Annotated in this window: 13 protein-coding genes; 2 read left to right on the top strand and 11 right to left on the bottom strand. The window is 70.4% G+C overall.

Annotated features, from left to right (window positions below; translation table 11 throughout):
• Positions 1-70: 70 nt before the first annotated feature.
• Positions 71-829, bottom strand: coding sequence for an FAD-dependent thymidylate synthase (gene thyX, locus QQA02_RS00395; protein ID WP_284773338.1), 759 nt, complete (start codon positions 827-829; stop codon positions 71-73).
• A gap of 3 nt (positions 830-832) precedes the next feature.
• Positions 833-1,579, bottom strand: a complete 747-nt coding sequence (gene dapB / locus QQA02_RS00390) for a 4-hydroxy-tetrahydrodipicolinate reductase (protein WP_284862935.1) — start codon at positions 1,577-1,579, stop codon at positions 833-835.
• Positions 1,580-1,685: 106 nt separating this feature from the next.
• Here dapB and QQA02_RS00385 point away from each other — a divergent pair, with 106 nt between their 5' ends.
• Entirely contained in the window at positions 1,686-2,360 is a 675-nt protein-coding gene (locus QQA02_RS00385; protein ID WP_284773334.1) for an AMIN-like domain-containing (lipo)protein, read from the top strand.
• A 108-nt stretch (positions 2,361-2,468) separates the two neighbouring features.
• Here the strand turns inward: QQA02_RS00385 and QQA02_RS00380 are convergent, their stop codons facing one another.
• The 4 genes from QQA02_RS00380 to QQA02_RS00365 form a co-directional block, all read right to left on the bottom strand.
• A complete protein-coding gene (locus tag QQA02_RS00380; RefSeq protein ID WP_502870958.1) occupies positions 2,469-4,793 on the bottom strand; it encodes a polyribonucleotide nucleotidyltransferase in 2,325 nt (774 codons plus the stop codon).
• A gap of 123 nt (positions 4,794-4,916) precedes the next feature.
• On the bottom strand, positions 4,917-5,186 hold the full coding sequence (gene rpsO / locus QQA02_RS00375; RefSeq protein WP_284773330.1) for a 30S ribosomal protein S15: 270 nt from the start codon (positions 5,184-5,186) through the stop codon (positions 4,917-4,919).
• A gap of 171 nt (positions 5,187-5,357) precedes the next feature.
• Positions 5,358-6,308: a nucleoside hydrolase gene (locus tag QQA02_RS00370; RefSeq protein ID WP_284862933.1), complete on the bottom strand. Its 951-nt coding sequence runs from the start codon at positions 6,306-6,308 to the stop codon at positions 5,358-5,360.
• A gap of 33 nt (positions 6,309-6,341) precedes the next feature.
• On the bottom strand, positions 6,342-7,307 hold the full coding sequence (locus QQA02_RS00365) for a bifunctional riboflavin kinase/FAD synthetase (RefSeq protein WP_284862932.1): 966 nt from the start codon (positions 7,305-7,307) through the stop codon (positions 6,342-6,344).
• A 45-nt stretch (positions 7,308-7,352) separates the two neighbouring features.
• Here QQA02_RS00365 and truB point away from each other — a divergent pair, with 45 nt between their 5' ends.
• Positions 7,353-8,240, top strand: a complete 888-nt coding sequence (truB, locus tag QQA02_RS00360; RefSeq protein WP_284862931.1) for a tRNA pseudouridine(55) synthase TruB — start codon at positions 7,353-7,355, stop codon at positions 8,238-8,240.
• A 473-nt stretch (positions 8,241-8,713) separates the two neighbouring features.
• Here the strand turns inward: truB and QQA02_RS00355 are convergent, their stop codons facing one another.
• The 5 genes from QQA02_RS00355 to QQA02_RS00335 all read right to left on the bottom strand — a co-directional run bounded on the left by QQA02_RS00355 (position 8,714) and on the right by QQA02_RS00335 (position 13,282).
• Positions 8,714-9,208 (bottom strand): hypothetical protein, encoded by a 495-nt coding sequence (locus tag QQA02_RS00355; RefSeq protein ID WP_284862930.1) that lies wholly within the window; start codon positions 9,206-9,208, stop codon positions 8,714-8,716.
• 280 nt (positions 9,209-9,488) lie between these two features.
• Entirely contained in the window at positions 9,489-10,193 is a 705-nt protein-coding gene (locus tag QQA02_RS00350) for a 4'-phosphopantetheinyl transferase family protein (protein WP_284862929.1), read from the bottom strand.
• Positions 10,190-10,999, bottom strand: a complete 810-nt coding sequence (locus QQA02_RS00345) for a metallophosphoesterase family protein (protein WP_284862928.1) — start codon at positions 10,997-10,999, stop codon at positions 10,190-10,192. The genes QQA02_RS00350 and QQA02_RS00345 overlap by 4 nt, the downstream gene beginning before the upstream one ends.
• 7 nt (positions 11,000-11,006) lie before the next feature.
• The gene (locus QQA02_RS00340) at positions 11,007-12,326 is read right to left on the bottom strand and encodes an MATE family efflux transporter (protein ID WP_284862927.1); all 1,320 of its coding nucleotides are present in this window, start codon (positions 12,324-12,326) and stop codon (positions 11,007-11,009) included.
• Positions 12,308-13,282, bottom strand: a complete 975-nt coding sequence (locus QQA02_RS00335; protein ID WP_284862926.1) for a DHH family phosphoesterase — start codon at positions 13,280-13,282, stop codon at positions 12,308-12,310. Before QQA02_RS00335 ends, QQA02_RS00340 begins: the two co-directional genes overlap by 19 nt.

The following is a 13,282-nucleotide window of genomic DNA, read 5'->3' as shown; positions in this document are numbered from 1 at the left end:
CCGCCTGTCCCCCGACCGGTACCCCCGCTCCCCTTGACGGCACCCCGCCCCGCCCCCGAGGGGCGCCGACTCAGAAGTCGGTGACGTAGGGGCTGGTGGCCATCTCGGAGCCGTCGGCGAGCTCGGCGATCTCGAAGTCGGAGAAGACCACGGGGGCGTTCTCGCGCAGCAGCTTCAGGCAGGCCACGGCCAGGGACCGGATCTCGACGTCGGCGTGCTCGGTGGCGCGCATGCCGATGAAGTGGCGCCAGGCGCGGAAGTTGCCGGTGACCAGGAGCCGGGTCTCGGTGGCGTTGGGCAGCACCGCGCGGGCGGCCTGCCGGGCCTGCTTCTTGCGCAGCAGCGCGTTCGGCTCGCCGTCGAGGCGCTCCTCGAGGGCGTCGAGTAGCTCGTTGTAGGCGAAGCGCGACTCGTCGACGGCGCGCATCATCAGCCGGTTGAGCTCCTCGTCCTCCGCGATCAGCGGCGGGACCACCACCTCCGCGTCGCCCGCGTGCACGAAGCGCTGCGAGAGCTGGGAGAAGGAGAAGTGGCGGTGGCGCACCAGCTCATGGCTGGCCGAGCGCGACAGGCCGCGCACGTAGAGCGTCGCCGTGGCGTGCTCGAGCAGCGCGGTGTGGCCGACCTCGAGCACGTGGTGCAGGTAGGCGGCGTTGGCGCGGGTGCGCGGGTTCGGCTTGTCGAAGGTCTCGTAGCAGGCGCGCCCGGCGAACTCGATGAGCGCCTCGGCGTCGGTGGCCGTCTCGTCGGCGAACCAGTCGACGTCGGCCGGCGGGGTGAAACTGGTGCAGGCGATCAGCTGCACGTCGAGCGAAGCGGAACGTGCCACGTTCTACAGCCCCAGGTAGGAGTCGAGTCCGACGCTCAGGCCCGGGTGGGCGGCGATCTCGCGGACACCCAGCAGCACGCCGGGAACGAAGGAGGTGCGGTCGTAAGAGTCCTGGCGGATGGTCAGGGTCTGGCCCTGCGAGCCGAAGATGACCTCCTCGTGGGCGTTCATGCCCTGCATGCGCACGGCGTGCACCGGCACCCCGTCGACGTCGGCGCCGCGGGCGCCGTCGAGCGCCTGGGCGGTCGCGTCGGGGGCCGGGGGCATGCCGGCCTCGCGGCGGACCGCGGCGATGCCCTCGGCGGTGTGCACGGCGGTGCCCGAGGGGGCGTCCAGCTTGTTCGGGTGGTGGAACTCCACGACCTCGGCCGAGTCGAAGAAGCGGGCGGCGTGGCGGGCGAAGGCCATGGTCAGCACCGCGGAGACGGCGAAGTTCGGCGCGATGAGCACGCCGGTGGCCGGGTTGGCCCCGCACCAGGAGCGCACCTTCTCGATGCGCTCGGCGGTGAAGCCGGTGGTGCCCACCACGGCGTGGATGCCGTGGTTGACGCAGAACTCGAGGTTGCCCATCACGGCGTCCGGCACAGTGAAGTCGATGACGACCTCCGCGCCGCTGTCGACGAGCACCTGAAGGTCGTCGTCGTGGTCGACCTCCGCGACCAGCTCCAGGTCCTCCGCGTCGCGCACGGCCTGGGCCATCACCGAGCCGACGCGCCCCTGCGCGCCGAGCACTCCCACCTTGACCGTCATTAGTGTCCTCCTCGATCGATCGGGTCCAACGTCCTTCTGCCCCGACAGTCTAGGCCAGGCACACCGTTCGTCCGCGTCCGGCGCTCCCCTCGCGTACCCTGGCCTTATGACACTGAGAGCACATCCTCACCGCGACCACCACCGCACCACAGCCGTCGTCGCCGCTCTCGGGGCCACCGCCCTGGTGCTCACAGGCTGCTCGAGCGATGACGGCGAGGCGGAGACGACCTCCACCCAGGCCGAACTGACCACCATCGCCGCCTCCCCCGAGACGCAGTCCGCGCCCTCGACCAGCCAGGCCGCCGAGGCCCCCGCTGAGACCCCCGCCGACGACTCGCCGGACGCGGCGGCCTTCGCCGCGGCGGGCACCGCGGACAAGGAGCACATGCCCACCAAAATGGACAGCCTCAACATCGTCGACACCCGCGTCGGCGAGCACGACGGCTACGACCGCGTGGTCTTCGAGTTCGACGGCGACGGCGCCGGCGACCCGGGCTATCACACGTCCTACTCGAAGGAGCCCGCCCAGCAGGGTTCCGGCTTCCCCGTCGAGTACCCCGGAAACGTCGCGCTCGTGGTGATGATCCACGGCGTGAAGATGGATCTCGAGGGTCCCCCGCCCGGCCCCGTCGCCGGGGCCGCCGGCTACATCGCCGGTGTGAAGGACACCGGCACCTTCGAGGCCGACGCCCAGTACGTCATCGGCCTGGACCGCGAGCGCCCCTACACGGTCACCACACTGCAGAACCCCACCCGCCTGGTCATCGACTTCCAGTCGTGACGCCCCCGGGCGTGCCGGCCCCTGGCGGGACCGGCACCACCGCCGACAGGAACAAAAATTGCCGACGTCGCGCTGCGCGACGTCGGCAATTTAACTTGCGGTGGGTGCTCAGTCCTCGTCGACCGGGACCAGGGAGATCTTGCCGCGGTTGTCGATGTCGGCGATCTCGACCTCGACAGTGTCGCCGACGTTGATGACGTCCTCGACCTTGTCGATGCGCTTGTCGCCGCCGAGCTTCGAGATGTGGATCAGGCCGTCGCGGCCCGGGGTCAGGGAGACGAAGGCGCCGAAGGCGACCGTCTTGACCACGGTGCCCAGGTAGCGCTCGCCGACCTTGGGCAGCTGCGGGTTGGCGATGGCGTTGATCTTCTCGATCGCGGCCTCGGCGGCCTTGCCGCCGGTCGCGGAGACGTAGACGGTGCCGTCGTCCTCGATGGAGACGTCGGCGCCGGTCTCGTCGGTGATCGCGTTGATCGTCTTGCCCTTCGGGCCGATCAGTTCACCGATCTTGTTGACCGGGACGGACAGCGTCTCGATGCGCGGGGCGTAGTCGCTCATCTCGTCCGGGCCGTCGATGACCTCGGCCATCGTGTCCAGGATGGTGTGGCGGGCCTCGCGTGCCTGGCGCAGCGCGGCGGCCAGGACCTTCGAGGGGATGCCGTCGAGCTTGGTGTCCAGCTGCAGGGCGGTGACGAATTCGGCGGTGCCGGCGACCTTGAAGTCCATGTCGCCGAAGGCGTCCTCGGCGCCGAGGATGTCGGTCAGCGCGACGTACTCGGTCTCGCCGTCGACCTCACCGGAGACCAGGCCCATGGCGATGCCGGCGACCGGGGCCTTCAGCGGCACACCCGCGTTGAGCAGGGACAGCGTCGAGGCGCACACGGAACCCATCGAGGTCGAGCCGTTGGAACCCAGGGCCTCGGAGACCTGGCGGATCGCGTAGGGGAACTCCTCTCGCGAGGGGATCACCGGCAGCAGGGCACGCTCGGCGAGCGCGCCGTGGCCGATCTCGCGGCGCTTCGGGGAGCCCACACGCCCGGTCTCGCCGGTGGAGTACGGCGGGAAGTTGTAGTGGTGGATGTAGCGCTTCGAGGTCACCGGGGACAGCGAGTCGATGTGCTGCTCCATCTTGAGCATGTCCAGGGTGGTCACGCCCAGGATCTGGGTCTCGCCGCGTTCGAAGAGGGCGGAGCCGTGGGCGCGCGGGACGAGGTCGACCTCGACACCCAGGTCGCGGATGTCCGTGGTGGCGCGGCCGTCGATGCGGAAGCCGTCGCGCAGGATCATCGAGCGCACGATCTGCTTCATCAGCGCGTTGTAGGCGGCGCGCACGGCCTTGGCCTCGTCGGCGTCCGGCTCGTCGCCGAGCAGCTGGCGCTCGACCTCGACCATGTACTCGTTGGTCGCGTCGTCGCGGTCCTGCTTGCCCGGGATGGTCAGCAGCTCGCGCAGCTTCTTGGCCGACTTCTTCTCAACCTTCTTGAACACCTCGTCGGTGTAGTCCGGGAAGAGCGGGAACTCGCGGGTGTCCTTGCCCGCGCGCTCGGTCAGGTCGGACTGGGCACGGCACAGGGTCTCGATGAAGGGCTTGGCGGCCTCGAGACCGCCGGCGACGACCTCCTCGGTCGGGGCCGGGGCGCCGTCATCGACGCGGGCGACGACGTGCTCACCGGCGCCGGCCTCGACCATCATCACGGCGACGTCCTCGACGGTGCGGCCGTTCTCCTCGCGCTCGACGATGCGGCCGGCGACGACGAGCTCGAACAGGGCGTTCTCGTGCTGCTCGGCGTTCGGGAAGGCGACCCACTGGCCGTCCTCGTGGTCCTCGTCGACGATCAGCGCCATGCGCACGCCGCCGACCGGGCCGGAGACCGGCAGGCCGGACAGCTGGGTGGCGGCCGAGGCGCCGTTGATGGCAACCACGTCGTAGAACTCGTCCGGGTCCTGGGACATGACGGTGATGACGACCTGGACCTCGTTGCGCAGGCCCTTGACGAAGGTCGGGCGCAGCGGGCGGTCGATCAGGCGGCAGGCCAGGATCGCGTCGGTCGAGGGGCGGCCCTCGCGGCGGAAGAAGGAGCCCGGGATGCGCCCGGCGGCGTACATCCGCTCCTCCACGTCGACGGTCAGCGGGAAGAAGTCGATGCCCTCGCGCGGCTTGGACGACGCGGTGGTCGTGGCCAGCAGCATCGTGTCCTCGTCGAGGTAGGTCGTCACCGAGCCGCCGGCCTGGCGGGCCAGCTGACCGGTCTCGAACGTGATCTCGCGGGTGCCGAAATCGCCGTTGTCCAGGACCGCGGTGACCGCGGGGATGGTCTCGTCCTCGTCAACGTAGTCGAACTCGATGCTGTTGTCGGGCTTCGGCTGGTTGCTGCGGACGTTCTTCTTAGCCAAGAAAGGTCCCCTCCTTAGGGATCGTGGTACGGCGATCATCGGTGCCGCCGGTCGTGTGCTGTGCATAGTCTCTGCTTACGACGCCGACCACTGTATCACCCGGGTACGCGAAGACCCCGCCGCCCACTGGGTGGGTGACAGGGTCTTGCAAGCGGGTGGAGCCTAGCGGCGCAGGCCCAGACGCTTGATCAGGTCGCGGTAGCGGTCGATGTTGGTCTCGGCCAGGTACTTCAGCAGGCCGCGGCGACGACCGACCATGAGCAGCAGGCCACGACGCGAGTGGTGGTCGTGGTGGTGCGTCTTCAGGTGCTCGGTCAGGTTGGTGATGCGCTCGGTCAGGAGGGCCACCTGGGCCTCCGGGGAGCCGGTGTCGGTCTCGTGCAGGCCGAACTCGGACAGGATCTCGCGCTTCTTCTCGGTGCTCAGAGCCATGAGAGAATCTCCTCTTATTTCAGTCCACATGAAAGTGCTGCCCGCGGCGGCGGCTTCAGGCCGGCGCGCGGCGGGCGGGTCGGACTGCTGTGGACCGCAGTCGCGTCAAAGACCGTCGACCAGGCTAACACGGCCCCGGGCGGGCGACCTAATCCGGGGCCGACGGGTCCGCTAATCCGCGAGGACGCGGCCGATGCGCTCCATGAGCTCAGCCAGGAATCGCTCGGCGTCGACGCCGACGGCCACGCGCGCGGTCTTGTCCTTCTCGGAGAGGCGCTCCTCGTCGCCGATGGTGCGCCCGCGGGTCTCGCCCTCGGTGTCGACCTTCATGTTGACGGGCAGCAGGTCAACCAGGGACTCGTCGACGGCCACGCCGACGGCCAGCGGGTCGTGCAGGCCGCAGCCGCCCAGGTAGGGGGCCGTCGTCTCGTAGGCCTTGATGTAGTAGTCCGTGATGTCGGCCAGCTTGGTGGCCGCCTCGGTGCCCAGCTCGCGCCACTTGGCGGTGTCCTCGTAGGTCAGCAGGGTCTGCAGGGTCACGTCCAGGCCGACCATGGTGACGTCCCTGGCACGGCGGAACATCAGGTCACTGGCCGCCGGGTCCTGGTTGATGTTGGCCTCGGCCCAGGCGCTGACGTTGCCGGGCACGATCAGGGCGCCGCCCATGAGCACGATGTGGGCCTTCTCGGCGAACTCCGGGTCGGCCTCGATGGCCGCCGCGATGTTGGTCGACGGGCCGGTGGGCACGATGACCAGGTCGTCGCCGTACTCGCGCACCGACTCGACGAGGAAGTCCACGGCGGGCTTCTCCTCGGGGCTGCGCCCGGAGGCGGGCAGCTCGACGTCGCCGACGCCGTTGGCGCCGTGGATGAACGAGGAGATCTCCAGGACCTCGAAGCCGTCGCGGTCGCTGGCGTGCGGCAGTCCGGCGTAGACGGGCACCTCGGGGTGGCCGAAGAGGTCCAGCAGCGCGAGGTCGTTGGCCACGCCCTGCTCGACGAGCACGTTGCCGTAGGTGCCGGTCACGCCGATGAGCTCGAGCTCCGGCGAGCCGAGGGCGTAGGTGAGCGCGAGGGCGTCGTCGACGCCGGTGTCCAGGTCCAGGATGATCTTCTTCGTCATGGCGCCCCAGTCTAACCGCCGTCACCGCGCGACTCAGTCGGCCCCGAGGAGCTCCCTGGCGCGCTCGACGTCGCGGCCCATCGCCTCGAGCAGCTCGTCGACGCCGTTGAACTTGACCATGTCGCGCAGGTGGGCGACGAACTCGACGCGGGCGGTGTGCCCGTAGAGGTCCGCGTCGCGGCCGATGACGAAACTCTCCACGCTGCGCGGGTCCTCGCCGAAGGTCGGGTTGGTGCCCACGGAGATCGCCGCCGGGTAGCGCACCCCGGGCTCCATGTCGCCGTCGACGGGGCCCTCGTCGACGACGGTGAGCCAGCCGGCGTAGACGCCGTCGGCGGGCAGCGCCATCGACTCCGGGAAGTACTGGTTGGCCGTCGGGTAGCCCAGCTGGGCTCCCCCGCGCCCGGCGCCGTGCACGATCTTGGCGGTGACGGAGAAGTCGCGGCCGAGCACCCAGTCCGCGCCCGCGACGTCGCCGGCGGCGAGGTACTCGCGCACCAACGAGGAGCACAGCCGGCGCCCGCCGTCGTGGACGAGGTCGACTACCTCGACCTCCACGCCGTACTCGTCGCCCAGCTCCCGCAGCGTCTGCGAGGTGCCGGCCGCGTCGCGGCCGAAGGTGAAGTTCTCGCCCACGAAGACGGCGCGGGCGCGCAGGACGTCGCAGATCAACGAGCGGAAGTAGTGCCGGGCGTCGAGCCCGGCGAGCTCGTGGGTGAAGTTGACCACCAGCACGTCGTCGACACCGAGCTCACCGGCCAGCCGGACGCGCTCGTCGAGGCTGGTCAGCTGCGTGGGCGCCTTGTCCGGCAGGAAAACGGAGATCGGGTGCGGGTCGAAGGTGCACATCACCGCGGGCACGCCGAGCTCGCGGGCGCGGCGCACCGCCGCCTCGATCAGCGCACGGTGGCCGCGGTGCACGCCGTCGAAGACGCCGACGGTCACCACGCATCCGGCCAGATCGGAGGGCACACTGGTCATTCCGTACCACACAGTCACGCCCACCAGACTAGAGCATCACGCACGCTTTCTAGACTCGTGCCCATGACTGCTTCCTCCTCCCCCGCCGCCTCCACCGACCCCCTGGCCGACTCCGGCCTCGTGGTCGTGGACAAGCCGGCCGGGATGTCCTCCCACGACGTCGTCGCCCGCGTGCGCCGCGCGCTGGGCACCCGCAAGGTCGGCCACGCCGGCACGCTGGACCCGATGGCCACCGGCGTGCTCGTGCTCGGCGTCAACCGCGGCACGAAGTTCCTGGCGCACCTGACCGCGGCGACGAAGTCGTATGCCGCGACGGTGCGCCTGGGCGTGCGCACCGACACCGACGACGCCGAGGGCGAGGTGACCGGGCGCACGCGCCCGCTTGACGACGCCGCGCTGGCGGCCGGGGTGCGAAAGCTCACCGGCGAGTTCATGCAGGTTCCCGCGGCGGTCTCGGCGATCAAGATCGACGGCAAACGGGCCTACGCCCGGGTGCGCGACGGCGAGGCCGTCGAGATCCCCGCCCGCCCGGTGACCGTCAGCCGCTTCGAGGTGCTTGAGCGCCGCGGCGACGACGTCGACGTGGAGGTCGACTGTTCCTCGGGCACCTACATCCGGGCGCTGGCCCGCGACCTCGGCGGGCACCTGACCCGGCTGCGGCGCACGGAGCTGGGGACGTTCTCGCTGGCCGACGCGGTCACGCTGGAGGAGCTCGCCGAGCGGCCCCGGCTGTCGCTGAGTCTCGACGAGGCGCTGAAGCGCTGCTACCCGACGCTCGAAGTGACCGACGAGGAGTACGCGGCGCTGGCGCAGGGCAAGTGGCTCGAGCCCCGCGGGCTTGCCGGGGTGCACGCGGCGGTGGGCCCGGACGGCCGGGCGGTCGCCCTGGTGCGCGAGAAGGGCAGGCGCCTGGCCACGGTCTTCGTGGCGCGCCCGTCGACGCTGACGTGAGGCGGGTGGCCGCCACCTGCCGACCCGAAAACCTCACTGAGCGTCCGCCGTTCCGTCTGGCGCCCCTCGCGGTTTCCGGAGAGAGCCCGAACCCCGTTTCCAGACGAGAACACCCGAATAGATGAAGACCCCGAGAATCATCGCCCAAAACGCTTCGAAATTCCAGAATTCCATTGCCGCAGCGACCACTGCGGCAGCGATAGCTGCACCGGCCGAAACAATTCGGCCACAGCGGCGCCACCGCTGTTCCCGAGACCCTGCGGCGATCGCGGAGAGCGGGATGTCGGCACAGGCGAGCCCCATACAACACAGTGCGGTGACGCTCAACAGTGCCTGGGGCTGATTCACGTAGCCCGCTGAGCTACCGACGTACCTGAGCACCGTTGTCACGGCCAACGCGAAGGCCACGGATGCACCGGCCGGATAGAGCAGAGACCTGCTGACCACGGTCCACCTTCCTCTCCCGCCGGCCGTCAGTCCGGATCGGTCGGGTCCGACGCGTTGAACTCCTCACAGCAGTTGTAGTACAGCGTCATGCACTGTGCGAAAAGGCAGGCACCCATCACAACTGGATTCCAAAACGCCCAGCCACAATTCCCCCTAGCACATCTATCCTCCTTCACACGGTCCAGGCAGCCTTGATCAAACCTGGCACAGTGCCCAGAGTTCAAGAGCATCGCCCCGTGCTGGCTAACCTCATCCACGACCAGTGAGCCGTTCTGATTTGAGGACTTGATGACTCTTACGCCATCCGCCCCGCTGAGCGGCCTGACTACCGTAATTGCATCATTTTCGTCACATCCCGCCACAGCGTGCAGTCCCCCCCCCGAGTCAGTCTGAATGACAGCCCCAATGTGGTTCTCGTAGGACCCGAGTGAAGCCAAGTCCGCTTGCTCCAGCACAGTACTGCCCTGAAGATACTGGATCTCACGTTCCACCGTCTCTGCGCCCATCGGCTCGTTGCTCACCTCCGCGACACTCGCGCAGCTTCCACTGGCCACAACCTCTTCCGCAACCGCGTTCCCAGCGACACCGAGACCCGACCCAGTCAATACTGAGATCGCCAAGACCACCACTGTGACCTGGGATAGGAACCGTTGTGCAGAGGCATATTCATGTAACCTTCCTCCCCTACGGAATTTTTAGTGAAGTATACCACAGAGACCTGGAGGTCTTCGCAACGGGTTCGGGAAACATGCGTCAACGCTGTATGTTTTGCCCCAGCAACGTCGCCCTGCCCAGCGCGCCTCACCGGTGCAGGTAGCGCCGGGAGACCACCCGGCGCACCGCGGTGGTGGCGACCACGTAGCCCGCGGCCTCCACCCAGCGGCCCTCGATGAGGGCGACGGGTGTGGGGCGCACCAGCAGGTAGGAGATGAACGTGCCGTCGGCGCGCAGATCGATCTCCGCCTGGTCGAACTCGAGGAAGCGCCGCGTCAGCGGGAACCAGGCCTTGTAGGTGGCCTCCTTGGCGCAGAAGAGCAGCCGGTCCGGGTTGGCCACCCCGGCGGCACGCAGCCGCTCGAGCCGGGAGAGCTCCCCGGGCCGGGCGATGGCGCCGAGCACGTCGTCGCCGAGCGCCTCATTGGGCTCGGCGTCGAGGCCGACGGAGACCGCGCGGGAGCGCGCCACGGCCACCGCCGCGCGCAGCCCGTCGGTGTGGGTGATCGAGCCGGTGTAGCCGGCTGGCCACAGGGGCATGCCCCGCTCGCCGCGCAGAATCGGGTCCGTCGGCCCGCCCAGATCCGCCAGGGCGGTGTGGGCGCACCAGCGGGCGTCGCCGAATTCGGCCTTGCGTTTGGCCACGGCGTGCGAGACGAGGCCCTGCTCGAGCGGGTGCAGGTTCAGGTAGTTCTCCAGGCTCGGCCTGGAGGGCGCCTTCTCCGTGATGACGTAGCAGTATGAGGCCGCCTCCGGGAAGAGGCCCGGGGCGAAGAGACCGTGGTGGCTCATGAGGCGTCCCCCTCCCGCAGTAACGGGTACGGCCAGGGCCGCGCGAGGCCGCGGCGCGGGCGCCACTCGCGTGGGTAGCCGAGCGAGACCTCGTGGTGCGCGACGCCGTCGACGGTGACCGTGCCGGGCATGTGCAGGTGGCCGTAGACGACCGCGCGGGCGTTGTACCGGCGCGCCCAGTCGCGGGTGTGCCGGGTGCCGCACCACAGGGCCAGCTCGGGCAGCGCCATGCGCAGCGTCGGCTCCTGGACCAGGGGCCAGTGGTTGACCAGTACGGTCGGGCCGGTGACCCGGGAGAGCCGGCGCACCGAGTAGGCCAGGCGGTCCCAGCACCAGGCGCGCACGTCGACGAAGGGGGCGATCGAGTACTCGTCGGTCATGACGATCTGGCGGGCGCGCGCCCGGGCCAGGGCCTCCTCCACCGACAGGCCGGCCACCCGGAAGGAGTAGTCGTAGAGCGTGAACAGGGGGCAGACGGTCACCCCGTCGAAGACCGGGTAGCGGTCCTCCGGGGTGACCACGCCGAGTCCGCGGCAGGCCTGGACGAGCTCGTCGTAGCGCTGGCGGCCGCGGGCGCGGTCCGTCGAGCGGGCGAACAGCTCGTGGTTGCCGGGCACCCAGATCACCTTGGTATAGCGCGCGGCGAGCTCGGCGAGGATGTCGGTGACCACCGCCGGGCGCTCGGCGACGTCGCCGGCGACGATCAACCAGTCGCGCGGGTTGTCGGGGCTCAGCTCCGCCAGGCGGGCGCGGTTCGCGCGCACCGCGGCGTGCAGGTCCGAGACCGCCCAGAGCGTGCGTGCCACCACCGGTCTAGGTCACCGCCCACTTCATGGACCGGAAGCGCCACCACACGGCGGCCATGCGCAGCCCGATGAAGGCCACCAGGCCACACCACACGCCGGTCAGCCCGCCGTCGACGGCGAAGGAGATCCACACCCCGGGCAAAAAGCCCAGTAGCACGGCGAGGATGGTCGCGTTGCGCAGGAAGACCGCGTCGGAGGCGCCCAGCAGCACCCCGTCCAGGGCGAAGACCACCCCGCCCATGACGATCATGACGATCATCAGCCACCAGGGCCCGGCGATGGCCTCGAGCACCGCCGCGTCCGAGGTGAAGATCCGCGGGATCACGCCGGCGCCGAGCGCGAAGACGACGCCGAGCACGCCGGCGAAGACCACGGAGTAGCCCGTGATGCGCCGGCCGGTGCGCCGGGCGGCCGCCACGGTGCCGCGGCCGAGTGCGGCGCCGGTCAGCGTCTGCGCGGCGATGGCCAGGGAGTCGAGCACCAGCGTGATGAAGTTCCACAGCTGGAGCATCACCTGGTGGGCGGCCAGGGAGGCGGTGCCGAAGCGGGCGGCCACCGCGGCGGCGGAGAGGAAGGCTACCTGGAAGCTCGCCGAGCGCACGATGAGGTCGCGGCCGAGCACGAGCTGGCGGCGGATGACCGGCCAGCGCGGGCGCCAGTCGCCGCGGTGGCTGCGCACCAGCGCGACCAGGAAACAGCAGGCGGTGATGAACGTCCCGGTGACGTTGGCCCACGCGGAGCCGACCAGGCCGAAGTGCCCGACCAGGTAGGACACGAGCACCGCGCCCGGGAGGACGCCGGCCAGCGTGAAGTAGAGCGGGCGGCGGGTGTCCTGGATGCCGCGCAGCCAGCCGTTGCCCGCCATGACGATCAGGGTCAGCGGGATCGACAGGGCGGCCACGCGCATCCAGTGCGCGGCCTCGGCGGCGACGTCCGGCGAGCCGGTCAGCCAGCCGGCGAAGACCGGGGCGAACAGCTCGATGATCAGCGCGAGCAGCAGCCCGACGCCGACGGCGACCCAGGTCGCCTGCACGCCCTCGGCGATGGCGGCGGAGCGCCGGCCCTCGCCGTAGAGGCGGGAGGCCCGGGCGGTGGTGCCGTAGCTGAGGAAGGTCAGCTGGGTGGTCACCTGCGCCTGGATGGTGGTGCCGGCGCCGAGGGCGGCCAGCTCGAAGCCGCCGAGGCGGCCGACGACGGCCGTGTCCAGCAGCAGGTAGAGCGGGGTGGCCGCGAGCACGCCGAGGGCCGGCAGCGCCAGCCCGAAGATCGTGCGCGCGGAGACCTCGGGGGCCTGGTCGCCCCGCTCCGCTACAGCTCGCCGCGACACGCGCGCACCCCCTCGAGGAGCTCGGCGATGACGGACTCGGCGGTGCCCGGAGCGGTGTAGCCGGCCGAGGCGCGGTGCCCGCCGCCGCCCAGGTGGACGGCCAGGTGCGAGACGTCGGCACGCGGGGCGCGCAGGGAGACCGACCAGTGTCCCGGGCGCAGCTCCTTGAGCACGGCGGCCACGGTGGCCCCGCGCACGGCGGTAACCATGTCGATGACGACCTCGAGGACGGACTTCGGGTGGCCCTGCACCTCCGCGCAGTCGGCGACGAGGGCGGCCACGCCGAGCCCGTCGACGTCGTGCATGCGGCTGGTGGCCAGCACGCGGCCGATCATCGTCAGGTCGTCTACGCTGACGGCGTCCATCAGCTCGGCGGCGATGCGGCGCGGGTCTAGGCCGGCGGCCAGCCAGCGCCCGCCGAGCTCGTGCATGCGCGCCCCACCCCAGCGGAAGCTGCCGGTGTCGGTGACCAGCCCCGCGTAGAGGCCGTGGGCGATGTCGGGCTCCGTGTCGTCGACGCCGAGCTCGGCGAAGAGGTCCGCGAGGATCGTCGTGGTCGACTCGGCCTCCGGCACGATCAGGTTGAGCCCGCCGAAGCCGGGGTTCGACTCGTGGTGGTCGACGCAGACGACCTGGTGCTCACGCTCCTCGAGCTGGCCCGCCAGGTACCCGGTGCGGTCCAGGGAGGCGCAGTCGAGCACGAGGTAGAGCTCGGCGCGCAGCAGCTCGCGCGAGCAGGTGACCTCGTCGGCGCCGGGGATAGTCAGCAGGTGCGCCTCGATGGGCGCGTCCTGGCCGATCTGGCCGCGGGCGGTAAGCCCCAGGCGTCGCAGCGCGGCGACGGACGCGGTGACCGAGCCGATGGCGTCGGCGTCGGGGCGCAGGTGCGCGACGACGGTGACCGTACGCGCCCCACGGATCGCCGACGCGACGTCGGCAAGCGTGGCGGACGCCAT

Source organism: Corynebacterium sp. MSK006, assembly GCF_030232385.1.
In the GTDB taxonomy this organism is placed as follows: domain Bacteria; phylum Actinomycetota; class Actinomycetes; order Mycobacteriales; family Mycobacteriaceae; genus Corynebacterium; species Corynebacterium frankenforstense_A.
The sequence above is the reverse complement of the archived record's forward strand: the minus strand, read 5'-3'. Positions and strand labels throughout refer to the sequence as shown.